General features: G+C 53.3%; 21 protein-coding genes. 16 read left to right on the top strand and 5 right to left on the bottom strand.

Annotated features, from left to right (window positions below; genetic code table 11):
* The first annotated feature begins 7 nt into the window (after positions 1–7).
* The 4 genes from GEAM_RS16360 to pspG all read left to right on the top strand — a co-directional run bounded on the left by GEAM_RS16360 (position 8) and on the right by pspG (position 3,987).
* Positions 8–916: an aldose 1-epimerase gene (locus tag GEAM_RS16360; RefSeq protein WP_034793450.1), complete on the top strand. Its 909-nt coding sequence runs from the start codon at positions 8–10 to the stop codon at positions 914–916.
* Positions 916–2,343, top strand: coding sequence for a sugar porter family MFS transporter (locus tag GEAM_RS16355; protein WP_034793608.1), 1,428 nt, complete (start codon positions 916–918; stop codon positions 2,341–2,343). The genes GEAM_RS16360 and GEAM_RS16355 overlap by 1 nt, the downstream gene beginning before the upstream one ends.
* Positions 2,344–2,516: 173 nt before the next feature.
* The gene (gene dusA, locus GEAM_RS16350) at positions 2,517–3,551 is read left to right on the top strand and encodes a tRNA dihydrouridine(20/20a) synthase DusA (RefSeq protein ID WP_034793447.1); all 1,035 of its coding nucleotides are present in this window, start codon (positions 2,517–2,519) and stop codon (positions 3,549–3,551) included.
* Positions 3,552–3,750: 199 nt separating this feature from the next.
* Entirely contained in the window at positions 3,751–3,987 is a 237-nt protein-coding gene (pspG, locus tag GEAM_RS16345; RefSeq protein WP_034793444.1) for an envelope stress response protein PspG, read from the top strand.
* 375 nt (positions 3,988–4,362) lie between these two features.
* On the opposite strand, the gene GEAM_RS16340 is transcribed toward pspG, so the two are convergent.
* Positions 4,363–5,349, bottom strand: coding sequence for a quinone oxidoreductase (locus GEAM_RS16340; RefSeq protein WP_034793441.1), 987 nt, complete (start codon positions 5,347–5,349; stop codon positions 4,363–4,365).
* Between the two features lie 193 nt (positions 5,350–5,542).
* On the opposite strand from GEAM_RS16340, the gene dnaB reads away from it, so the two are divergent.
* Positions 5,543–6,949, top strand: a complete 1,407-nt coding sequence (gene dnaB, locus GEAM_RS16335; protein ID WP_034793439.1) for a replicative DNA helicase — start codon at positions 5,543–5,545, stop codon at positions 6,947–6,949.
* Between the two features lie 195 nt (positions 6,950–7,144).
* A complete protein-coding gene (gene alr, locus GEAM_RS16330; protein ID WP_034793437.1) occupies positions 7,145–8,230 on the top strand; it encodes an alanine racemase in 1,086 nt (361 codons plus the stop codon).
* A gap of 6 nt (positions 8,231–8,236) precedes the next feature.
* Here alr and GEAM_RS16325 read toward each other — a convergent pair whose 3' ends face one another.
* Positions 8,237–8,995, bottom strand: coding sequence for a 3-oxoacyl-ACP reductase family protein (locus GEAM_RS16325; protein ID WP_034793435.1), 759 nt, complete (start codon positions 8,993–8,995; stop codon positions 8,237–8,239).
* 124 nt (positions 8,996–9,119) lie between these two features.
* On the opposite strand from GEAM_RS16325, the gene GEAM_RS16320 reads away from it, so the two are divergent.
* From GEAM_RS16320 to GEAM_RS16305, 4 genes are all read left to right on the top strand, one after another.
* Entirely contained in the window at positions 9,120–10,052 is a 933-nt protein-coding gene (locus GEAM_RS16320) for a LysR family transcriptional regulator (protein WP_034793434.1), read from the top strand.
* Between the two features lie 162 nt (positions 10,053–10,214).
* On the top strand, positions 10,215–11,408 hold the full coding sequence (locus tag GEAM_RS16315; RefSeq protein WP_034793606.1) for an amino acid aminotransferase: 1,194 nt from the start codon (positions 10,215–10,217) through the stop codon (positions 11,406–11,408).
* Between the two features lie 122 nt (positions 11,409–11,530).
* Positions 11,531–11,947: a secondary thiamine-phosphate synthase enzyme YjbQ gene (locus tag GEAM_RS16310; RefSeq protein WP_034793432.1), complete on the top strand. Its 417-nt coding sequence runs from the start codon at positions 11,531–11,533 to the stop codon at positions 11,945–11,947.
* Positions 11,948–11,952: 5 nt separating this feature from the next.
* Entirely contained in the window at positions 11,953–12,306 is a 354-nt protein-coding gene (locus GEAM_RS16305; RefSeq protein ID WP_034793604.1) for an MmcQ/YjbR family DNA-binding protein, read from the top strand.
* A gap of 2 nt (positions 12,307–12,308) precedes the next feature.
* Here the strand turns inward: GEAM_RS16305 and GEAM_RS16300 are convergent, their stop codons facing one another.
* Both GEAM_RS16300 and GEAM_RS16295 read right to left on the bottom strand, forming a co-directional pair.
* The gene (locus GEAM_RS16300; protein WP_419471237.1) at positions 12,309–13,238 is read right to left on the bottom strand and encodes a pyridoxamine 5'-phosphate oxidase family protein; all 930 of its coding nucleotides are present in this window, start codon (positions 13,236–13,238) and stop codon (positions 12,309–12,311) included.
* Positions 13,239–13,271: 33 nt separating this feature from the next.
* On the bottom strand, positions 13,272–13,892 hold the full coding sequence (locus GEAM_RS16295; RefSeq protein ID WP_034793430.1) for a glutathione S-transferase family protein: 621 nt from the start codon (positions 13,890–13,892) through the stop codon (positions 13,272–13,274).
* Between the two features lie 101 nt (positions 13,893–13,993).
* On the opposite strand from GEAM_RS16295, the gene GEAM_RS16290 reads away from it, so the two are divergent.
* Entirely contained in the window at positions 13,994–14,893 is a 900-nt protein-coding gene (locus GEAM_RS16290; RefSeq protein WP_034793428.1) for a LysR family transcriptional regulator, read from the top strand.
* 48 nt (positions 14,894–14,941) lie between these two features.
* Here the strand turns inward: GEAM_RS16290 and uvrA are convergent, their stop codons facing one another.
* On the bottom strand, positions 14,942–17,797 hold the full coding sequence (gene uvrA / locus GEAM_RS16285) for an excinuclease ABC subunit UvrA (RefSeq protein ID WP_034793427.1): 2,856 nt from the start codon (positions 17,795–17,797) through the stop codon (positions 14,942–14,944).
* Positions 17,798–18,121: 324 nt separating this feature from the next.
* Between uvrA and ssb1 the strand changes: the two genes are divergently transcribed.
* From ssb1 to GEAM_RS16260, 5 genes are all read left to right on the top strand, one after another.
* Complete coding sequence (gene ssb1 / locus GEAM_RS16280) at positions 18,122–18,658, top strand: single-stranded DNA-binding protein SSB1 (RefSeq protein WP_034793426.1); 537 nt, start codon at positions 18,122–18,124, stop codon at positions 18,656–18,658.
* 218 nt (positions 18,659–18,876) lie between these two features.
* Positions 18,877–20,049: a tyrosine-type recombinase/integrase gene (locus GEAM_RS16275; protein ID WP_034793425.1), complete on the top strand. Its 1,173-nt coding sequence runs from the start codon at positions 18,877–18,879 to the stop codon at positions 20,047–20,049.
* A 508-nt stretch (positions 20,050–20,557) separates the two neighbouring features.
* Complete coding sequence (locus GEAM_RS16270) at positions 20,558–21,637, top strand: tyrosine-type recombinase/integrase (protein ID WP_244956638.1); 1,080 nt, start codon at positions 20,558–20,560, stop codon at positions 21,635–21,637.
* The gene (locus GEAM_RS16265; RefSeq protein WP_034793424.1) at positions 21,630–23,639 is read left to right on the top strand and encodes an integrase; all 2,010 of its coding nucleotides are present in this window, start codon (positions 21,630–21,632) and stop codon (positions 23,637–23,639) included. The genes GEAM_RS16270 and GEAM_RS16265 overlap by 8 nt, the downstream gene beginning before the upstream one ends.
* Positions 23,632–24,108 (top strand): hypothetical protein, encoded by a 477-nt coding sequence (locus GEAM_RS16260; protein WP_034793423.1) that lies wholly within the window; start codon positions 23,632–23,634, stop codon positions 24,106–24,108. Before GEAM_RS16265 ends, GEAM_RS16260 begins: the two co-directional genes overlap by 8 nt.
* Positions 24,109–24,135 lie beyond the last annotated feature (27 nt).

Raw genomic sequence — 24,135 nt, 5'->3', positions numbered from 1 at the left:
GTGCGCTATGTCTGTGTTTACGCTAACCAATCCGCTGCTGTCTCTTAAGGTTTCTACTCATGGCGGCAGCATTCTGCAGCTGGTGGCGCATCGCGACGGGCACGACCTGCCTCTGCTGCGCCCGGCGAAAGTCTCGCCGGATACGCCGCCGCTGCAATCGGGCTGTTTCCCGCTGGTGCCTTTTGGTAACCGGGTTAACGGCAACCAGTTTGAGTTTAACGGCACGCGCTATCCGTTGAAGCCTAACACCGACTGGGATGACCACTATCTGCACGGCGACGGTTGGTTACAGGAATGGCGCTGCGCCGAGCATGATGATTGGCATCTGCTGTTGGAGTTTAGCCATCATCACGGGGCTTATCAGTACCGCGCTTTGCAGCGATTTGAGCTGGTGGATAATCAGCTCGAAGTGACACTCAGCGTTACCAATCTAAGCAAAGTGGCGATGCCCTTTGGGTTGGGCTGGCACCCCTATTTCCCTCTCGAAGAGGACACCCAGCTTCAGGCCAATGCCGCAGGATATTGGCTGGAAGAGGCGCAGTGGCTGGCGGGTGAACACCAGACTGACTTGCCCGAAGAGTTGAATTTTGCAGCGGCAAAAAAACCGCCGCGCCGCTGGGTGAATAATGGTTTTTCCGGGTGGGATGGGCAGGCGAAAGTGATTTGGCCGAGCCGTCACCAGCAGCTAAGCCTGTCCACTGAGCCTGCCTGCCCGGTTTATTTCGTTTTTGTCTCAGACCCTAAATTCGACCGCGGCTACGACTTTGATTTCTTCTGTTTCGAGCCGATGAGCCACGCCGCCAATGGTCACAACATGGCTGATTTAGGGGGCTTAAAGGTGTTGGAGCCGCATGAAACTCTTAGCCAAAGCATGACGCTCACTTCTGAAACGGCGACGGGCGAGGAGAAGCAATGATGAAAAATCCTACAACATTGAACATGCCTTATGTCTGGATGATCTGTCTGGTTGCCGCCTGTGGCGGGCTGCTGTTTGGCTACGACTGGGTGGTGATTGGCGGGGCGAAGCCTTTCTACGAGGCATATTTCCACATTACCGATCCCGCTACCTCTGGCTGGGCCATGAGCTCGGCGCTGGTGGGCTGTATCGTTGGGGCCATGGTATCAGGCTGGCTGTCAGACCGTTTTGGCCGCCGACTGCCGCTGATCATTGCGGCAATCGCCTTTACGCTTTCAGCCGTGGGAACGGCACTGGCCAACGACTTCGGCTGGTTTGTGTTTTGGCGCATTGTCGGCGGGGTCGGTATTGGTTTGGCTTCGGCCCTCGCGCCGGTCTATATCGCGGAGATAAGCCCTGCGGAGAAGCGCGGGCGCTTTGTGGCAATCAATCAGCTCACCATTGTTATCGGCGTGCTCGCCGCGCAACTGGTCAATCTGATGATTGCTGAACCCGTGGCTTCGGCGGCGACACAGGCTGAAATCCTGCAAACTTGGAATGCACAAATTGGCTGGCGTTATATGTTCGGCGCGGAAGGGGTTCCGGCGGTTCTGTTCCTGCTGCTGATGTTTGTGGTGCCGGAGTCCCCGCGCTGGTTGGCAAAAGCCAATCGCTATCCGCAGGCTGAAAAGGTGCTGCGCCGCATTGGCTCGGTGGAGTACGCGCAGCACACGTTGTCTGACATTCGCCACTCGCTGGGGTCGGAAAACCAGCAAGTGCCGCTGTCCGCCTTATGGCAGCCGAAAGTCAGACCCATTGTGGTGATGGGCGTGGTGTTGGCGGTCTTCCAGCAGTGGTGCGGGATTAACGTCATCTTTAACTATGCGCAGGAGATCTTCGCCTCGGCGGGCTTCGACATCAACGATACCCTGAAATCCATTGTCGCCACCGGGCTGATTAACCTTATCTTCACGCTTTTGGCGCTGCCGCTGGTGGACCGCATTGGGCGTCGCCGCCTGATGCAGTACGGTGCGGCGGGTTTGACCATCATTTACGTGCTGATTGGCATGGCCTATTCCTTCGGCATTATGGGGCTGCCGGTCCTGCTGTTGGTGCTGGTCGCTATCGCCATTTACGCGGTGACGCTGGCTCCGGTGACTTGGGTTTTGCTGTCAGAAATCTTCCCCAATCGGGTACGCGGCACGGCGATGGCAACCTGCACGCTGGCGCTGTGGGTGGCCTGCTTTGTGCTGACTTACACCTTCCCGCTGCTCAACGTGGCGCTGGGCGCGGCGGGGAGTTTCTTCCTGTATGGCGCGATTTGCCTCGCGGGATGGGCCTTCGTGCAGCTCAAGGTGCCTGAAACCAAAGGCGTTTCTTTGGAAGTATTGGAGCAACAGCTGGGGCAGAGTAAAGCCGAACGCGAGGCGGCCAAGGCAGCGGTCTGAACATCCTAGCTGTAAAAGCCGTTGGCGTAATGGCTCACGCGGTGCTTGGCCTCTGTTGGCAGAGCACCGCGTGAGATGCCGAATCTCTGTTCTGTGGTATAATCTGCGATTCCATTCCTTCGGCTGGTTAGGTCCGAAGGAGCGCCCGAACACCTTCAGCGAATCTCAGGTCGATGTCAGAAACTCAAAACGCCACATCTCAAACCAGCGCCAAGCCTTACTCCGCTCAACGTTTTTCCGTCGCGCCGATGCTCGACTGGACAGATCGTCATTGCCGCCATTTCCATCGCTTAATGACTGGGCAGACGTTGCTGTACACCGAAATGGTTACCACGGGCGCGATTATTCACGGCAAGGGCGACTATCTCGGGTTTGGTGACGCGGAGCATCCTGTGGCGTTGCAACTGGGCGGCAGTAATCCTGCGGATTTGGCGACCTGCGCCAAGCTTGCCGAACAGCGCGGCTATGACGAAATTAACCTGAACGTCGGCTGTCCGTCTGACCGCGTGCAAAACGGCATGTTCGGTGCCTGCCTGATGGCGCAAGCCTCGCTGGTAGCGGACTGCATCAAAGCCATGCGCGACGTGGTGTCCATTCCCGTGACGGTGAAAACGCGTATTGGTATCGACGAACAAGACAGCTACGAATTCCTTTGCGACTTCGTGCAGCAAGTCTCCGAGAAGGGCGGCTGCGACACCTTTATCATCCATGCCCGCAAAGCCTGGTTGTCCGGCCTCAGCCCGAAAGAAAACCGCGAGATCCCACCACTGGATTACCCGCGCGTGTATCAGCTGAAAAAAGACTTCTCGCACCTGACGATGGCAATCAACGGCGGGATAAAAACGCTGGAAGAAGCCAAGGCGCATTTACAGCATATGGATGGTGTGATGGTGGGGCGCGAAGCCTATCAAAACCCAGGCATGTTGCTGAACGTGGATCGCGAGCTGTTCGGCTCCGAAGCCCCGCTGCGCACGGCACCCGAGGTGATTCGCAGCATGTATCCGTACATTGAAGCTGAGCTGGCGAAAGGCACTTATCTGGGGCACATGACGCGGCACATTCTGGGGATTTTCCAGAGTGTTCCCGGCGCTCGCCAATGGCGTCGCCATCTGAGCGAAAACGCCCACAAGCCGGGTTCAGGTATTGAAGTGGTCGAGCAGGCGCTACAACTGGTCACTCAGCCGCACGCTGCCCTCAGCCAAGCTTAAATCTGTTAGTTAAATCCGCTAAAAGTTAGCCTTTCTTACTATTACGCCATTAGCTCTAATAGCCGGTGGCGTAAATTCTTCTTAAAAATCAAATCAATAAATTATCCGCCGTTCTGGCATGTTTCTTGTAATAGCTAGGAGAGTCAGATGACATTCGTCAGGCTGTTCCGTGTTTTCGCTGTTTATTAAGGAGCATGCGATGTTGGAAATTCTCTTTGTGCTTGGCTTTTTCTTTATGTTGATGCTGACCGGTATTTCGCTGCTGGGCATGATTGCTGCGCTGGTGGTGGCCTTTGCGGTGATGATGCTGGGAGGCTTTGTGGCTATTGTTATAAAAATGTTGCCTTGGCTGCTGCTCGCCGTTGCCGTGGTGTGGGTCTATCGTGCCTTTAAGAAGCCCGACACGCCGCGCTACCGTTCGCGCCGCCTGCCATAACTGTTGAAGATGATGAATTCTTCGAATTATCAGCTATCTGAGCTTTGACCTGCTCGGATTGACTGCAACATTTGTCGAGATAACTTTTACTTATGTGGCACCGATCACAGCTTGCACTTTTAAGTCGGCAGATTTTTTATTAACCATACTTTTTAACATTAAGGGCTGCTAGGATGCATTTCTCGCGCTGCAAATATCAGCTCGAACGAAATTCATCAAATCCGTGAGATATAAAATAGAGGCTTAAGCCTCATCGTCCGCGGATTTACCTTGCAGTACCCCTACAAGCAGTACCCGTCTCAATCAGAGGTCGTCTGAGCGAGACAGTAAAAGGGCTTCCACACGGAAGCCCTTTTGCATTTCAGGAAAAGCAGATTATTTGCCGGGAATCAGCAGGCTTGAGCCTTGTGTCGCACGGCTTTCCAGCGTCTCGTGGGCGCGCTTGGCTTCGGACAGCGGGAATTTCTGCGCGTCGCTGACGTCCACTTTGATAGCACCGCTGGCGATCAGTGAGAATAGCTCGTCGCTGGCGGTTTTCAGCTCTTCACGGTTGGTGATGTAACTGCCGAGACTCGGGCGAGTGACGAACAGTGAGCCTTTCTGCGACAGAATCCCCAAATTAACGCCAGACACCGGGCCGGAGGCATTGCCGAAGCTGACCAGCAGGCCGCGCGGCTTCAGGCTGTCGAGTGAGCGCTCAAAGGTATCTTTGCCCACGGAGTCATACACCACATCGACTTTTTGGTTATTGGTCAGCTCTTTAACACGAGCAACGATGTCTTCGGTCTGGTAGTTAATGGTCGCCCATGCCCCAGCTTCTTTCGCACGCTGGGCTTTTTCTTCTGAGCCGACGGTGCCAATCAGGTTGGCACCCAGCGCTTTCGCCCATTGGCAGGCAATCAGGCCCACACCACCTGCGGCGGCGTGGAACAGGAAGGTTTCACCGGCCTGAATTTTATGGGTTTGGCGCAGCAGATACTGGACGGTCAACCCCTTGAGGAAAGAGGCGGCAGCCACTTCAAAGCTAATGGCGTCCGGCAGCAGGGCGATTTTTTCTTGCGAAACGTTATGCACTTCGCTGTAGGCACCCAAAGCGGCCTGCGCGTACACCACGCGGTCGCCGACCTTAATGCCCGTCACGTCGCTGCCCACTTTGCTCACCACGCCCGCCGCTTCGGTACCCAGCCCGGAAGGGAGGGGAGCAGGATACAAACCGCCGCGAATATAAGTATCAATGTAGTTGATCCCTATCGCTTTATTCTCAACCTGAACTTCGTATGCGGCCGGGTCTTTCGGTTGGAAATCGACATATTGCAGAACATCGGGGCCGCCTGTTGCGGCAAATTGAATGCGCTTAGCCATGTTTTAATCTCGTGTTGGGGTCTGTTTTCAACCCTAGGCTAAATGCTTGTGACAATCCAGATTTTAGGCACAGCGGGTTAATACCCTTTTGAAATGAGACAGCACAACCTATACTAAGCAGCGAAAAAACTTCCTTAATTACGGGGAAGTCGATGCTCACAAAACAGGCGCTTACCGCAGGAATTTCCCACACATGGCAGCAAAAAAACCGACCAATCAACAGAACGAAAACCGCGATCGTCAGATGGAAGGATTGAAGCTTCCTCCGCACTCGCTGGAAGCTGAACAATCCGTTCTGGGCGGGCTAATGCTGGATAACGAACGTTGGGACAACGTGGCTGAACGCGTGGTCAGCAATGACTTCTTCAGTCGCCCGCATCGCCTGATTTTTACCGAAATGCAGCGCTTGCTGGAAATGAGCAAGCCTATCGACTTGATAACCCTGTCTGAATCGCTGGAGCAAAAAGGCGATTTGGACTCGGTGGGCGGCTTTGCTTATTTAGCCGAGCTGTCGAAAAACACCCCAAGTGCGGCCAACATCGGCGCTTATGCTGATATCGTCCGCGAACGTGCAGTCGTGCGTGAAATGATCTCCGTGGCCAATGAAATTGCCGACGCCGGTTATGACCCGCAGGGCCGCAGCAGTGAAGACCTGCTGGATCTGGCCGAATCACGCGTATTCCAAATTGCCGAAAGCCGCGCCAACAAAGACGAAGGCCCGAAAAGCATCGACCGTATTTTGGAAAGCACGGTGTCGCGCATTGAAGAGCTTTTCCAGCGCCCGCACGACGGGGTGACCGGGGTGTCCACCGGCTATACCGACTTAGACAAGAAAACCGCCGGTTTGCAGAAGTCAGATTTGATCATCGTGGCGGCGCGTCCTTCGATGGGTAAAACCACCTTTGCGATGAACCTCGCAGAAAACGCCGCGATGATGCAGGAAAAGCCGGTACTTATCTTCAGTCTGGAGATGCCCGGCGACCAGATCATGATGCGTATGTTGGCGTCGCTCTCGCGCGTCGACCAAACCAAAATTCGTACCGGCCAGCTCGACGACGAGGATTGGGCGCGCATTTCCAGCACCATGGGTATCCTGCTGGAAAAACGCAACATGTACATCGATGACTCCTCCGGCCTGACGCCAACTGAAGTGCGCTCCCGCGCGCGGCGTATTTTCCGCGAACACGGCGGCCTGAGCCTGATCATGATTGACTACTTACAGCTGATGCGCGTTCCTTCGCTGTCCGACAACCGTACGCTGGAAATCGCCGAAATCTCCCGCTCGCTCAAAGCTTTAGCCAAAGAACTGCAAGTGCCAGTAGTGGCGCTATCGCAGCTGAACCGAAGCTTGGAGCAGCGTGCCGACAAACGCCCGGTTAACTCCGACTTGCGTGAATCCGGCTCCATCGAGCAGGACGCTGACTTGATCATGTTCATCTATCGTGACGAGGTTTATCACGACAACAGTGAAGAGAAAGGCATCGCCCAGATCATCCTCGGTAAGCAGCGTAACGGCCCAATCGGTACGGTTCGACTGACCTTTAATGGGCAGTTTTCGCGGTTTGATAACTATGGTGGTCCTCAATACGACGAGGACTAGTGTGCGGGGCTATTTTGCTTGCCATTTTGCGTCCGGGCAGTGCTCAAAATCCTCGTGTACTACGTGTACACTCCGGTTTTTCCGCGCTGGCCGAACGCAAACTGACTGCGCCAATAACGCCCCTTAGCTTTCGTGTTAATTCCCTATGAAGCTAGGGGTGTCATTTTTAAATTAAGAATTTATAAAGGAATCAAGATGAAAGCGGCTACGGCTGTCATTGATTGCCGCGCTCTGCGACATAATCTGCAACGGGTGCGGCATTTGGCGCCGCAAAATCGTGTGGTGGCGGTGGTGAAGGCTAACGCTTACGGACACGGTTTGCTGGAAGCTGCGCAGGCTTTGCAGGATGCAGATTGCTATGGCGTGGCCCGCCTGAGCGAAGCATTAACGCTGCGGGCTGGCGGGATCATTAAACCTATTTTGCTGCTGGAAGGTTTCTTCAGCGCCGATGAGCTGCCTGTTGTGGCCGCGCATGGGCTGGAAACCGCGGTTCACAGCCTTGAGCAGCTGCAAGCTCTGGAGCAGGCGAAGCTCGAACGGCCGCTCACGGTATGGATGAAGCTCGACACCGGCATGCACCGTCTTGGTGTTCACCCAGCCGAAGCCGAGGCGTTTTATCAGCGGCTCAGCGCCTGCCCGAATGTCCGTCAACCGGTCAATATCATGAGCCACTTCGCCCGTGCCGACGAGCCGGACGCTGAAGCCACCCCTGACCAGATTCGCTGCTTCCAGCAATTTATTCAGGACAAGCCGGGGCTGAAATCTCTTGCCGCCTCAAGCGGAATTCTCCAATGGCCCGAAGCCCATCACGACTTGGTGCGCGCCGGTCTGATCCTCTACGGCGTCTCGCCGATGAGCTTTGCCGACGCCGCCCATTTTGGCTTAAAACCTGCGATGACCCTGACCTCCAGCCTGATCGCCGTGCGCGACCACGCCTCTGGTGAACCCGTGGGTTACGGCGGAATTTGGCGCAGCACGCGGAACACAAGACTTGGCGTCGTGGCGATGGGCTATGGCGACGGCTACCCGAGAAGCGCGCCGAGCGGCACGCCGGTGCTGGTCAATGGCCGCATCTTGCCTATCGTCGGGCGCGTTTCTATGGACATGATTTCTGTCGATCTCGGCCCGGACGCCACCGACCGCGTGGGTGATGAAGTGATTTTCTGGGGAGAGGGGCTGCCGGTCGAACAGATCGCCGCCGCGACCGGCATCAGCCAGTACGAGCTGGTCACTCAGTTGACCGCCCGCACTGCCCGCGTTTATGTCGGTAATGACGCCTGAGTGGTATCAGGCGCCGAAACCACCGTCGATAGTCAGGCTGGCTCCGCTGATATAACCCGCCTCGGGGCCAGAAAGGAAAGCCACAAAGGCAGCGATTTCGCTGTCTTTGCCATAACGGTTTACCGCAATCAGCTTAGTTAACTCATCGGCCATTTCACCTGCTGCCGGGTTCATATCGGTATCGACCGGGCCGGGCTGAACGTTATTTACAGTTATCCCACGAGTGCCTAAATCCCGCGCCAAACCCTTAGTGAGGCCCACAATCGCTGATTTACTCATGGCATACACCGCGCCACCGGCGAAAGGCATGCGATCTGCGTTGGTGCTGCCGATATTGATGATACGCCCGCCTTCCGGCATGTGGCGCGCCGCTTCCTGACTGGCAACAAACACGCTGCGCACATTGATGGCCAGCGTGCGGTCAAAGTCTTCCATGCTGAATTCGTCGAGCGGCGCGACGGCCAAAACTCCGGCGTTATTGACCAAAATATCTAAGTGACCGAAATGCTTGGCCGCCTGTGTGACAGCCAGACGAACGGCCTGCTCACTGGCGCTGTCGGCCTGAATCGCTAAGGCTTTGCCGCCCGCTTTTTCAACGTCTTCCGCCAGCGCCTTGGCTTTGTCTGCCGAAGAGACGTAGGTGAAGGCCACGCTCGCGCCTTCCTCAGCTAAACGGCGCACGATAGCCGCGCCGATACCCCGTGCGCCGCCTTGGACGAAAGCGACTTTGCCAGCCAGTGAAGCAGAATGTGTTGTGGTGTTCATGGTATATCTCCAAATCATTAGGAAGAGGTGTTGATGGAGACAAGTATTGACCTGAAATTAGGTTAGGAATAGCCAGTAATCGCTATAATCATTTCAAACCAAAAGTTTGAAATGGGCTAAGAGCATGATTAATCATCTGGAATGCTTTGTTGAGAGTGCCGATACCGGCAGTTTTTCGGCGGCGGGGCGGCGTTTGGCATTGACCTCAGCCGCGGTGGGCAAAAATGTGACCACGCTGGAAGCCCAGCTTGGGGTGCGGCTCTTCCAGCGCAGCACGCGAAAACTTACGCTAACCGAAGCGGGCGAGCGCTTTTTGCTTGAGGTTCGTGGTGGCTTGGCATCGATTCAGAGGGCGATGAACAGTCTGGACAGCAGCGGGCAGCATCCTTCAGGGTCATTGAAGGTGAGCGTCGGCACGCACTTTGGTATTCACTATTTACTGCCTTTGCTGGACGAGTTTTTGGGCCGCTACCCTCTTATTCGCCCGGATTGGGAATTTGATAATCGTAAAATCGACCTGATTGGCGAGCGGTTTGATGCCGCAATTGGCGGGGGATTTGAACTGCCGCAGGGGATTGTCGCCCGTGAACTCGCGCCCGCGCATACCGTTTTGGCCGCGTCGCCCGCTTACCTTGCCCGTAAGCCTGCTTTTGTCGAACCCGAAGATTTAGCCTTTGGCGAGGGGATCCGCATTCGTTCGCCGCAGACCGGGCGAGTGCGTAATTTTATCCTGCGCGACAGCCAAGACCGTCAGGCCGCTATTTCGCTGCCGGAACGAATGACCTTCAACGAGCCAGAGGCTTGCTGCGAGGCGGCGGTGATGGGATTGGGCATCGTGGTCGCCAGCTTACCCAATTTACTGCCCTATCTGGAGAGTGGTCGGCTGGTTCGCGTGCTGCCCAATTGGTATGCCGAAAACGGCTCGCTGTCGCTCTATTTTCCGACCCATAAAATGCTGCCCGCAAAGACCCGAGTTTTTGTGGATTTCGTGATTGAAAAGTTCCGTGAACAGCAGCTCTCACGCAGATTTGACGCACGAATAATGTTCGTAAATTGACACCATATAGTAGTCATTTTTTTTAACAAACTTTGTTAGTCTGTGAAGCAAGCTGAATCATGTGATCGACCCTAATCGCACCGCCGCCGCGACTGCGCGGCGCTGGATAGAGATTCGCTGAAGTCGATCATCTGAAAATAAACCACCGAGGAGATGTATACCGTGTTCCAACATGTCGATGCCTATGCGGGTGACCCGATCCTGTCACTGATGGACAGTTTCAAAAATGATCCAAGAGAGAAGAAGGTTAACCTGAGCATCGGTTTGTATTACGACGAGCAAGGTATTATCCCTCAATTGCCTTCGGTGGCGGCCGCGGAGGAATGGCTGAACGCCCAGCCTCAGGCGGCGTCAGTCTACTTGCCGATGGACGGCTTGCCGGCCTACCGCAGCGCGATTCAGACGCTGTTATTTGGGGCTGAACACCCGGCGCTGAAAGAGGGGCGCATTGCGACTATTCAGACCGTTGGCGGCTCAGGCGCGCTGAAAGTTGGTGCTGATTTCCTGAAAACCTACTTCCCGAATTCAGAAGTCTGGGTGAGCGACCCAACCTGGGATAACCACGTGGCTATCTTTAGCGGCGCGGGTTTCAAGGTTCACACTTACCCGTACTTTGATCCAACAAGCCTCGGCGTGAACTTCGCCGGTATGCTCGAGACGCTGAAAACCCTGCCAGCGCAGAGCATCGTCTTGCTGCACCCGTGCTGCCACAACCCAACGGGTTCTGACCTGACCCCAGCGCAGTGGGACCAAGTGATTGAAATCGCGAAACAGCGCGACCTGATCCCCTTCCTCGACATCGCTTATCAGGGCTACGGCGCGGGTATCGACGAAGACGTTTATGCCATTCGTGAAATGGCGGCGGCGGGCGTGACGTGCTTCGTCAGCAACTCCTTTTCCAAGATTTTCTCGCTGTACGGCGAGCGCGTTGGCGGCCTGTCCGTGGTGTGTGAAAATGCTGAATCAGCCGGTCGCGTGCTCGGCCAGTTGAAAGCCACCGTGCGCCGTAACTACTCCAGCCCGCCAAACTTTGGTGCGCAGGTAGTAGCGAAAGTGCTGAATGACACCCAACTGAAAGCCCAATGGCTGAGCGAAGTGGAAAACATGCGTTCGCGTATTCTCGAAATGCGCCAGACGCTGGTCAACAGCCTGAAAGTCTCGCTGCCGAACCGTAACTTTGATTACCTGCTGCAACAGCGCGGCATGTTCAGCTACACCGGCTTCAGCGTGGCGCAGGTTGACCGCCTGCGTGAAGAGTTCGGCGTATACCTGATTGCCAGCGGCCGCGTCTGCATGGCGGGCCTGAATCACCATAACGTGAAGCAGGTTGCTGAGGCATTCGCCGCCGTTCAGTAATTCTCGCCATCCTTCCTGCACTCTGATTTTTCTGCGGGAAGCGTTTTTAAGGGCCGACAGCAATGTCGGCCTTTTTTATTGGCTGCTATCCTTAACGAGCAACCGTTTTGGCAGGAGAGATTATGTGGCATCAGCAGACCTTCACCCTTAGTGCGAAATCGCGCGGTTTTCATCTGGTGACTGACGAAGTGGTCAGTCAAATCCAGCGTCTGCACGAGGTGCAAATTGGCTTGTTGCATCTGTTTATCCAGCACACCTCGGCGTCGCTGACGCTGAATGAAAACTGCGATCCGACGGTTCGCGTGGACATGGAGCAGCATTTCATGCGCAGCGTGCCGGAAAACGCGCCCTATGAGCACGATTACGAAGGGCGAGACGATATGCCGGGTCACATTAAATCGTCACTTTTGGGGGCATCATTAATGCTGCCCGTTTCGAAGGGCAAACTGGTGTTAGGCACCTGGCAAGGCATCTGGCTGGGCGAACACCGGATCGACGGCGGACAGCGCCGGATCGTCGCTACCTTGCAAGGGGAATGAACAAAATGACCAATGAGGAATTACTCGATTATTGTCTGGGGAAGCCGGGCGCGGAGGCCACGCAGAATACCCAGCGCGGCGCTAACCAAATTAAAGTGGCGGACGTGATGTTTGCCATGTTTTGCGAATGCAACGGGCGGCAGGCGATTTCGCTCAAAACCAGTGCCGAATTGGCCGACGACCTGCGGGCCAAGCACGAATGCGTGATCCCCGGCGATAAGCTGAACAAGGCGCACTGGAACACTATTTATATCGATGGCGACTTGCCGGATTCGCAGTTTTACTACCTGATAGACAGCTCTTATCAGCTGGTGGTAGCTGCTCTGCCGGAAGAGACGCGCCACGGTTTAGGCGCGTAGCGCTACCACTGGCCGGTGCCTAACGAGGCGGGTGAATACTCCACGTTGCGCCCGCGCCAAGGCAGTGCCTGACGAAAGCGCCACGCCCGCTGGACATCGACACACCAATAACGCTGGGCTCCTTCGGGGCCTTTAATCGTTTCTGGCTGCCAGACAATCTCCGTGGTGCCCTGCAAATGCAGAATATCGCCAGTGTCGAAGTCGGGGAACAGCAGGGCAGCCTTCGGCTTAGCCAGAAGATTTCCCAACGTATTCATAAACTTGTTGCCGACGAAATCCGGGATCCACAGGCGATTTCCGTCTATCTTCACAAAGCCCGCTTGCCCGCCGCGATGCGAGACATCCGCGCCGCCCTGCGCTTTTTCGCTGTAGGCGTGAGAGGCGACAAACAGAGTGTCGGCGCGGCTAATCAGCGCCCGCGCTTGGTCGTCCATCTGGGCCAGATCCTCTCTGGCAGCAGGCGGCGTCGTGCTGTCCACGGGGTAGATCTCGCGGATCTGAATGTATTTCGGGCAGTTGCCGAAGCTTTGATCTATCGCGATCTCAATACGGTTCTTATCCATCCGGCCGATCCGCCCGTTGGCTCGGTTACGGCGGCGGTTGGAGAAGTCGATCCCTAAAATGCCAATCTCTTTACCGGAGAACATGGCGTTCAGCGCCGGGTCATCCTGCCGACGCGGGGCATTAATGCGTAGATGCGTATCGTCCGGCGAGCTGACAAAGCCCGGCGGGCCGGTGAAAAGTGTCGTCAGCGGCCAGCCTTCATCATCAATGGTGGAAGCCAGCAAATAGGGTAAACCGGCGAAAAACGTCCGGTGCTGCTCCGGCATGGCGGGGCGGATTGGCGCGCTTTTGATATCAAACTGCGCCAGTGCCTGCGCCCGTCGTTCGTCAGGATGGAAAACATCATTCACCACTAAGGATTCGCTCATTATCCACCCCGACTTACTGGCTTAATATGGCTGTTAGATCACTTCGGCAGGTCGCGTCAGCTCTGGCTGCGGCTGGTAGCCGGGCAGTTTTTCAATGTGCGCGAGCCAGCGACGAATCGACGGATAATTGGCGAGAGAAATGCCGCCCTCTGGCGCAGTTTTGACATAGCAAGAGCAGGCCAGATCGGCGATGGTTGCTTTATCGGTCGCCAGAAACTCGTGCTGGCTCAAATGGGCTTCCAGATGAGGCAAGAACTTGCGTGCAACGGCAATCGCCGCGTCGTAGTTTTCCGGTGCTTTGAACTGAGTCACCATGCGGGCAGATGCCACGCCGTAGCGGATCTCACCGGCGGCTTTTGACAACCACTGCTGCACCTGAGCGGCTTCAACCGCGTCTTCCGGCAGCCAGTGGCTGTCTGGCGCGTAGCGTTTCACCAGATAAACCATGATGGCGTTGCTGTCGGTCAGCACCAGCTCACCATCAACCAGCACTGGAACTTGCGCCAGCGGGCTCAGTTTTTTGAATTCGTCGGTTTGGCGCAGCGTCGCAGGCGCATCGATATATTCGAACGGCAGGCTGAGCATGTTGAGCAGTAAAACCACGCGGTGGCAGTGACCAGACAGCGGGGTGGCGTAAAGTTTAATGTGCGGCATCAGTGATTCTCCTTGTTCGGGTTATCTACAGATTACTCTTGCAACAAACAAAGTGAATCCGCCAATATTGAAATATACCGTTGCAGTTTGTGGAAGAATCTATGGACCGTTTAGACGAGCTGGAAATTTTCGTGGCCGTGCTGCAATACGGCAGTCTGGCCGAGGCGGCGCGTAAAACCCGGCGCTCGGCTCCGGCCATCACTCGCGCGATTGCCTCTCTGGAGCAGCGCTTTGGCGCCCGGCTGGTTGAGCGCACTACGCGACGGCTCGCGCCGACCGAGGCCGGAGCGCGGCTGGCGGAGAAGGCGCAACGCTTGATTGGCCACTATCAAGAAGCCCTGCTCGACACCGCCGAAACCCAGCTCAGCGGCCTGTTACGCATCACCGCGCCGGTGCAGTTTGGCCGCAAGCACATCGCCCCGCTGGTGATGGAGTTCCTCACGTTACACCCTGATATGCAAATAGAAATGCTGCTGAATGACCGCAATGTAGACCTGATTGACGAAGGTCTGGATTTGGCGATCCGCATCGGCCATCTGGAGGATTCGAGCAAGGTGGCGCGCAAGGTCGGAGAGGTGACTCGCATGCTGGTGGCGAGCCGCGAATATGTGGCGAAGCATGGCCAGCCGCGTGAACCCGCCGAGTTAACCGAACACCAAATCATTCTCAGTACCTTAAAAGCGCCGCGCCGGGAGTGGCGTTTCGGGCCGAGGGAGGACGGGCTGCGCGTTAAGCTTTCGCCCCGTTTGATGTTTAACGAAGTCGAGTCCCAACTGCTGGCGGTGCGCGCCGGACACGGTATTGCGCGCCTGCTGAGTTATCAGGTGGCGGATGATTTGGCCGCAGGGACGATGGTTCGGCTATTGCCCGACGAAGAACCACTGCCGATGCCGGTGCAATTGGTGGCGCAAAAGGTGGAAAGAATGCCGCGTAAGGTGAGAACGTTTTGGGATTTTGCCTGTGACAGGCTGGGGCAGTTGCCGCAGATCCACAGCGAATAGGCGAGGAGATCACCCCTTCTCCCAAGGCAGGAGAAGGAGTGAGAAGCATTAGGCCGACTTCTTGGCTTTCTGCTTATGGTGCTCAAGGATAGGCTTGAGGAAGCGCGCGGTGTGCGACTCTTTGCACTCCGCCACGGTTTCTGGCGTGCCGGAGACCAGAATCTCACCGCCGCCGCTGCCGCCTTCCGGGCCTAAATCGACAATCCAGTCCGCCGTTTTAATTACGTCCAGATTATGCTCGATAACCACGATGGTGTTGCCTTGGTCGCGCAGCTGGTGCAATACCGCCAGCAGCTGCTGAATATCCGCAAAGTGCAGACCGGTGGTCGGCTCATCCAGAATATACAGCGTCTGGCCGGTGCCGCGTTTCGACAGCTCACGCGCCAGTTTCACACGCTGGGCTTCACCGCCGGACAGCGTGGTCGCTGACTGGCCGAGGCAGATGTAAGTCAGGCCAACGTCCATCAGGGTTTGCAGCTTACGCGCCAGCGCAGGAACGGCGTCGAAGAAATCACGCGCTTCTTCGATAGTCATTTCCAGCACTTCGTGAATGCTCTTGCCCTTGTATTTGATTTCCAGCGTTTCACGGTTATAGCGTTTACCTTTGCACTGGTCGCACGGCACATAAATGTCCGGCAAGAAGTGCATTTCGACCTTGATCACGCCGTCGCCCTGACAGGCTTCGCAGCGCCCGCCCTTGACGTTAAAGCTGAAACGCCCTGGGTTGTAGCCTCGCGCGCGTGACTCAGGCACACCGGCAAACAGCTCGCGAACCGGGGTAAAAATGCCGGTGTAGGTCGCCGGGTTAGAGCGCGGGGTACGGCCGATTGGGCTCTGGTCGATGTCGATCACTTTGTCGAAGTGCGCCAGACCGTCGATTTCACGATAAGGTGCCGCTTCGGCGATGGTCGCGCCGTTCAGCTCGCGCTGGGCCAGCGGGAACAGAGTGTCGTTAATCAGCGTCGATTTACCCGAGCCGGACACGCCGGTGATACAGGTAAACAGGCCCACCGGCAGCGTCAGGGTGACATCTTTCAAGTTGTTGCCCTTAGCGCCAGACAGCTTCAGCACTTTGGTTGGGTCGGCCGGAACGCGTTTCTCCGGCAGCGCGATTTCACGCTTGCCGCTGAGGAACTGGCCGGTCAGCGACTCTTCCACCGCCATGATTTGATCCACCGAACCTTCAGCCACCACTTCACCGCCGTGGACGCCAGCGCCCGGACCGATGTCGATGACATAATCTGCGGCGCGGATCGCATCTTCGTCGTGCTCGACCACAATCACCGTGTTTCCGAGGTCACGCAGGTGGATCAGGGTTTCCAGCAGGCGTTCGTTATCGCGCTGATGCAGGCCGATTGACGGTTCATCCAGCACGTACATTACGCCTACCAAACCCGCACCAATCTGGCTAGCCAGACGGATGCGCTGCGCCTCGCCGCCGGACAGGGTTTCTGCCGAGCGGGAGAGGGAGAGGTAGTTCAGCCCGACGTTGACCAAGAACTTCAGGCGGTCGCCAATCTCCTTCAACACTTTCTCAGCAATCTTGGCGCGCTGGCCGCTGAGTTTCATGTTTTGGAAGAATTCCATCGCATGACCAATGCTGAAATCAGAAATCTGCGGCAGCGTGGTCTCCTGCACAAACACGTGGCGCGCTTCTTCACGCAGGCGGGTGCCTTTACAGGACGCACATGGGCGATTGCTGATGTATTTGGCTAACTCTTCGCGCACCGCGCTGGATTCCGTCTCTTTATAGCGGCGCTCCATGTTGTGCAGCACGCCTTCGAACGGATGGCGACGAATCGAGGTATCACCGCGATCGTTAATGTATTTGAACTCGATGGTGTCCTTGCCGGAGCCGTGCAGGATGGCGTGTTTCACGTCGCTGCTCAGTTCGCTATAAGGCGCTTCCACGTCGAATTTATAGTGCTCGCCCAAGGAGCGCAGCATCTGGAAGTAGTAGAAGTTGCGGCGATCCCAACCACGAATTGCGCCACCCGCCAGCGAAAGCTCAGGGTTTTGCACCACGCGTTCAGGGTCGAAGAACTGCTGTACGCCCAAGCCGTCACAGGTCTGGCAGGCACCGGCCGGGTTGTTGAACGAGAACATGCGCGGTTCCAGCTCACTCATGCTGTAGCCACAAATCGGGCAAGCAAAGTTGGCGGAGAACAGCATCTCGTCGGCTTTCGGGTCATCCATATCAGCGACCACGGCGGTGCCGCCGGAGAGCTCTAGCGCAGTTTCAAAAGACTCCGCAAGACGCTGGGCGATGTCTTCGCGCACTTTAAAGCGATCCACTACCACTTCAATGGTGTGCTTTTTCTGCAACTCCAGCTTCGGGGGATCAGACAGGTCACAGACTTCGCCATCAATACGCGCGCGGATATAACCCTGCGCCGCCAGATTCTCCAGCGTCTTGGTGTGCTCGCCTTTGCGATCTTTAATGATGGTCGCCAGTAACATCAGGCGCTGGCCTTCCGGCTGCGCAAGCACATTGTCGACCATCTGGCTGACGGTCTGGGCTGACAGCGGCACGTTGTGGTCCGGGCAGCGTGGCTCACCCACGCGGGCAAACAGCAGGCGCAGGTAGTCGTGAATTTCAGTGATGGTACCGACCGTCGAACGCGGGTTGTGCGACGTGGATTTCTGCTCAATCGAAATCGCCGGAGAGAGACCTTCGATGTGGTCAACGTCCGGTTTTTCCATTAAGGATAAAAATTGGCGAGCATAGGCTGACAGCGACTCAACGTAACGACGCTGGCCTTCCGCATAGAGGGTATCAAACGCCAGTGAGGACTTGCCTGAACCCGATAAGCCGGTGACAACAATCAGTTTGTCGCGCGGGATAATCAGGTTGATATTCTTGAGATTATGGGTGCGTGCGCCCCGAACTTCGATCTTATCCATTCATCATTCCCGGATTAACGTGATAGCTCACCGTGCCGGTGGCCGTCGCTCAATCTGTATCGCGGCGGTCAACGAATCGGGCACAGAGAAAGAACATAACGGGCAATTATGACACAAAACAAATCTCCTCGCACAAGAAAACCTGAATGTATATCCAGTATCCCATGCAACGATAGTGGGTTTCATAAACAATCTGGAATGAATCTTCCAACGAATGACATCCTTGGTACGGACGCTGCGTTTTATGGTTATAATGGCACAAAGTGAATTCCTCACCTTCAAACTGTGGTTTCAACCACGACATACATCATCAGGAGAATCCACATGGCCAGCAGAGGCGTAAACAAAGTCATTCTCGTCGGTAACTTGGGTCAAGACCCAGAAGTTCGCTACATGCCTAACGGCGGCGCCGTAGCCAATATCACTCTGGCGACATCTGAAAGCTGGCGTGACAAAGCGACCGGCGAGCAGAAAGAAAAAACTGAATGGCACCGCGTGGTGTTGTTCGGCAAGCTGGCTGAAGTGGCAGGCGAATACCTGAAAAAAGGCTCTCAGGTTTACATCGAAGGTGCACTGCAAACCCGTAAATGGACCGATCAGGCTGGCGTTGAAAAATACACCACCGAAGTGGTTGTTAACGTGGGCGGCACCATGCAGATGCTTGGCGGTCGTGCCGGCGGCGGCGCACCAGCAGGCGGCGGTCAGGCTTCTGGCGGCCAGAGCGGTTGGGGCCAGCCGCAGCAGCCACAAGGCGGCAACCAGTTCAGCGGCGGTCAGCAATCTCGCCCAGCTGCGCAAAACAACGCGCCAGCACAGAGCAACGAACCACCAATGGATTTCGACGACGATATCCCGTTCTGAATGACATAAAGTGATTGTTGTTAAGTAATTCTTAATCTGGTTTATTTAACAGATTGATTTTACTAATGACAAATGAAAAATTAAGCCCTTTAAGTGTGTAAACATTTGAAGGGCTTTTTTGTACTACATAGTTCTGTGTTTTTGTGAAATCGTATAATTAAATATATTGTAAAAATGGGTTTTGCAGCTATCCTTGTTTTGTTAACAATGGTGGTGTAATGAAAATAGAGTTGGTCACGCACAACACCGGTGAGCAAATACCAATGATGCTGGATGCTTCTGGTATGCCAGTTGTTTTACCCAATGAATTTATCCTGGCCCGACGCTCCCTTAGTACCAATACGTTGGTTCGGAATTTGAGAGAGCTGTCAGTGCTCTATCGTTGGCTGGATAAATCAAATTGTGATCTATCTGCGAAATTACTGGCTCAAAACTCATTCAACGAAGCGGAATTAAAAGGTGGTTTGGTCGAAGCGTTAAGAATCGATCAGTCCAATGGACGTATAAGTGCAGTAGCGCCTAACACCTTTAATCAACGGTTAACCACTATCCGACAATTTATCAGTTGGTGCATGGTTGTGCTGATTAGTCAGTTGCCCCTATCTTCCTTGGACTATGAGCGTTTAAGGGAGAGAAAGTCATTTTTGCTCAAAACGTTGGATGGTAGCTTTATGTCTGCCACGCCAATGAGAAAGAGCCTTCGAAAGGGCCTAAATGAGGCTGAAGTTGATTTCTTGCTTGAGGTATTGCACCCCGAATCTGATCAGGGTTTTGGACGAGATTCTGCTGTAAAGTTTAGAAATTATATATCTGTTGGGCTGATGCTATTTTGTGGTTTAAGGCCAGGTGAGTTGCTTAGCCTCAGGGTAGAAGATATTCAATTTGGTGCGATTTCGGCGATAAAGGTTGAGCGTAGACCAGCAGACCCGCTAGATGTTAGGCGACCCAGGCCTCAAATAAAGCGAAATGGTCGAATCATTCCGATTGAAAATAAGCAATTTGCATTTACTTTGAATGAGTACATTGTTACTTGGCGTGAAGTCCTTGAAAGTAAAAACCAAGACGAATCAGATTATTTAATCTTGAGTGATGAGGGGAGGCCTTTGTCGCAATCCTCAATTACACAATTTTTTCAGTTGTTGCGATCGCAATATGCTGATCATCTTCCTGACAACTTAACGGCCAAGTCTCTTAGGCATACATTTTCATCCCGGCTTGAGCGGGTGTTGCGTGCTTCAGGAATGGATGAACAGCGCAGACGAGAAGCGCTGGCCTTGCTGCGTGGCGATAGTAGTTTGGATTCACAAGATACTTACATAGCCCAAGAAGTAGAAGAGCAGGCAATCAAGTCGTTGAAGCGGTACCAGGCTGAAATAATGTCAGAGAGGTAGCCGGAGTGAACACAAGATCATCGAAAATACAGGCTGCCGGGCAATTTTGGCCTGAGATAGAGATGCTAATTACTCGTGAAGGAAAGGAAGTTGATATATCAGATGATATTTGGAGATTGCCATATTCAGCGCGGGATAATTCAACCCTGAATTTCAAAAAGATTATTAACTCCAACATTAGAGAATCGTTCAAAGGTCATGTTGCCGACCGACTTAAACGAATATCGACCCATGCGGGCTATGCAGTGTATCAGGATGTCTGGAGAGAGGTGCTGAGACATTGGGGTAACCCAACACCTCAAGTTGATACAGAGTCGCACCTAATAGATCTGTTTGAAATCGCTATCAATCGTGCTCGTTCACAAAAAAATTATGGGCAATGTACAGGCCCATACAATGGTACATCTGGAGCGCGGACAACAATCCAGAATATGGCTTTTCGGAAATTTATGCGCAGGAACTCGAGGCCCTAGAACTACCAGGGAACCCGAAAGGTGAAGCTGTTCGGATGGAAGATCCTGAAGGTGGTCCTCTGAACAAGTCTATTGAGCTACCTCTCTTAGTCAATGCACTTAAATCGGATGAGGGGCGATCATTAGAGCATTTGCATCAGAGGGTTGTGGTTGCCCTTTCCATAGCATTTGGTCGTAACCCAGCTAACCTAACATTTCTACGTGAGTCTGATTTTGAAAGGCTTGCTCCCGGAGGTGAGGACCCGTGTTACATCATTCGCATGCCGAGAATTAAAAAGCGATTTGTGAATCCAAGAGACGATCTTTTGGATGAATATCTCGATCCACATTTTGGTGCAATGATCGAGCAGTTGATTGAACTTAGTAAGTTGGTGCCGTTGAGCTTTGCAGATAGGGCCTTTGTTAATCCGGAAGAGCGACCATTGCTAATTAACAGGAATGGAAATAAAGCGGCCATTTTATCCAAAGATCTTGATAATGCATTTAATCTGACAAGCAGCGATATATCACGTTTACTCAGTGCATTCGTAAAGCGTCACAATATTATCTCACCTCTCACTGGTGAATTAATGCGCGTTACTCCAAGGCGACTGCGCTACACCTTGGCAACAGGCTTGGCTGCCGAAGGGATCAGTAAGCGTGAGCTTGCCAGAATACTGGATCATACTGATACCCAGCACGTGAATGTCTATTTTGAGATGGCAGGAAGAATAGTTAAACACCTTGACAAGGCGACAGCGAAAGGATTCTCGACGTACCTCAATTTTTTCAGAGGCAGACTAATCAATAGTGATGAAAATGCTGTCAATGGTGAGCGAGATGACAAGCATCTAGAGTTCTTCGATGAGCAAAACCCTACTATTCAGGCTGGTATTGGTGTGTGCGGTGAATCCAGTGTTTGCCACCTTGATCCACCTTACTCATGTTATCTATGTCCAAAATTTCAGCCTTATCGGCACGCTAACCATGAACATATACTGGAATGCTTGCTGGCTGGTCGTGAAGAGCGTTTAAAAAAGTACGAGAATGCGCGACTGGGCATACAGCTTGATGAGGTGATCGCAGCGGTTGCACAAGTAGCCAAACTCTGTGAGGAAGGGGGAGACAGTGTCTGATGGTCGCTCTAATCGCAAGGCTAAGATCGTCCCTTTCGTCGATCGTCTTGAGCGTGACAGGAATAAAAACCTCAAATCTTTAGTCAGCAAAGCAAAGCTAATGAAACTAGTAGGGTTTGAGTCGGCTGTTTGGGATGACCCCGAGTGGCAAGTCGATGCAGGGCGCCTGGTCAAGTTAACTGGCAAAAACACGAAATCAGCCTCTTTTGGTTTTTCGCTATCTCCGAAGCTGGGCTCTGAGCCACTAGATGGTTGCTGGGAGGTGGTTGCCAAGGCGCTATTCGTTCTCAGGTTCCACAGAAAGCATCAATCAACATCCAATCAGCGTAATTTCATTACCGCTATTGGATATGTCTCATTTGCTGCGAAACAGATCGGTCAAGAGTTGGCCATACTGACGCCAGAGTCGCTGGATAATGCGTGCACGCTAATTTCGAAACACTACAGTGATACAACCGCCTATAACCTTCACAAGCATGTTGCAGAGTTCTCGGCACACTGTGATGCCAATGGTTTATGCAGAGTTTTATTGCAGTACAAGTACGCTAAAATGAAGCGTCCAACTAGCACGGGAGGGATAAATTATAAAAGGTTAGATGATCCTGATGTTCTGGAGACGAAGTCGGACAAACTAGTCGATCCCTCTGTGTTTCGAGTCATCGGCGAACTCTACTTAAACGTTCCCAACGATCATAAGTATCGCTTCTATATTCTGATGTTAACGTTACTTGCTTGCACAGGTAGGAGATTCAGTGAGATTTCACTATTACCCAATCAGCAATTGTCTTTTGATGATGAAGGTAACCGCTATATCGAATACTTCCCGCGAAAAGCAAGTCGTGGTGATGCTTTCACCCCAAAGCGCAGGCTTTACTTACCATCCGAAGTGACTCTTATCGTCAATGATGTGCTCGTCGAATTAGCGGAAATTACATTTAAAGCGCGTTCAATAGCGGAAGAAATGCATAAAATTGGTGGGCCTGATATTAGGTTTTTAGACGCCATACAGGAAGATAAGAAGCTATTTGCTGCTGATTTAGCTGAATTGGGGATCAGTCATACTGTTTTAGGCACAACTGGCTGGCTCAGGAAGCAAAACTTCGCGTGGCCAGATCATAGCGCATTAACCAAGCAGGGAGTTAAGCTTGTAAACCCCTTTTTTTACACTTACAAAAATGGATTGGTTGAATACTGTTTTCGTGATTTCTCGGAAGCATATTTATCGGCCTTCCATACGGATCAATTTGGTAAAGAATACTACCTAAAAGATCTTTTATTCATTCGCCCTCTGGGACTTTCTAGTGGGAGGTACGCTCATTGGCTGGCCATAAGCTGTAGCCAGTGCATGTTTTCTACCTTCCTCCGTTATTTCCCTGCGCTTGCTGCCGAATACGCTTCCAGTAGTATCGAGGTAGGCTTCACCAGTCACCACTTCCGCCATACGCTCAATACCCTGCTTGATGAAGGCGGGTTAAGTGATCTGCTGCAGACCGAATGGTTTGGTAGAACTAATCCAAGAGACACCAAAGCTTATCAGCATACATCCCGTGAAAAGCGAGCACTGACGCTCCGTGAAGACATCAAAAAAGGCTTGGTTGGAGGCCTGGTAGCTGAACAAATTAAAGTTGTTCCTATAGAAATCCAGGATGCCATTCTGAGAGCGCGAATTCAGGCTGTGCATGATGTCGGTACGGGTATCTGTATCCACAACTTCTCTCAAACACCCTGTGAGCGCCATTTGCAATGTTCTGCCAATTGTAAGGACTACGTGTGGATCAAAGATGATAAAGAACGGCTTGATGAGCAAAAACGGCAATATGCGCTTACGGTTCTAGCTCGACACAATGCAGAAAATCACTTGAACAGTAAGAACCCGAAAAAGAGCGCTGATTGGCTAGCGTACAATGAAAAAAAAATTAAAACCCTCGGCGCACAGTTGGCTGACAATGGGGTTGAGCACTTCGACCCCGAACAATATTTTAATGAGGTAGGGCATGGTTAAACGTTTTAGACGAATGTCCGATAGTGACATAAATATGATCGTTTCCGATCTTGAGCGATGGGCAATGGGCGAGGTTGGCTCTAAGCTCACTTGGGCAATGCTGGAGAAGCGTTTTAGTTTTAGCCGCCAATCGCTTCAGTCGAAGTCCGAAATCAAAGCTGCTTATGATATTGCCAAGAGAGTGCTGTCAAAGGGGTTGGTCAAGACTAGGGGGCAAGCAACAAAAGAAGCTAAAGAGTTGCAAGTTGAGATTGAACGTCTTAAAACTGAGTTAGAAGCTTATAAACTTAAAGAGGAGCGATGGTTGCGCCGCTGGCAGCAAATTGCTTTTCATATTCGTCAAATGGGAATACAAATGATCAATGTTGATAAAACACCGCAGGAAAGAGCTGTGTTGCCATCACATACCGTAACTGCCCAGATTCTGAAACCTTTTGAGAAAGAGATTCCTCCATCTGGACGTTTATAAGATTAAGCAAATACAACAATGATTCAC

The organism is Ewingella americana ATCC 33852, assembly GCF_000735345.1.
In the GTDB taxonomy this organism is placed as follows: Bacteria; Pseudomonadota; Gammaproteobacteria; order Enterobacterales; family Enterobacteriaceae; genus Ewingella; species Ewingella americana.
The sequence above is the reverse complement of the archived record's forward strand: the minus strand, read 5'-3'. Positions and strand labels throughout refer to the sequence as shown.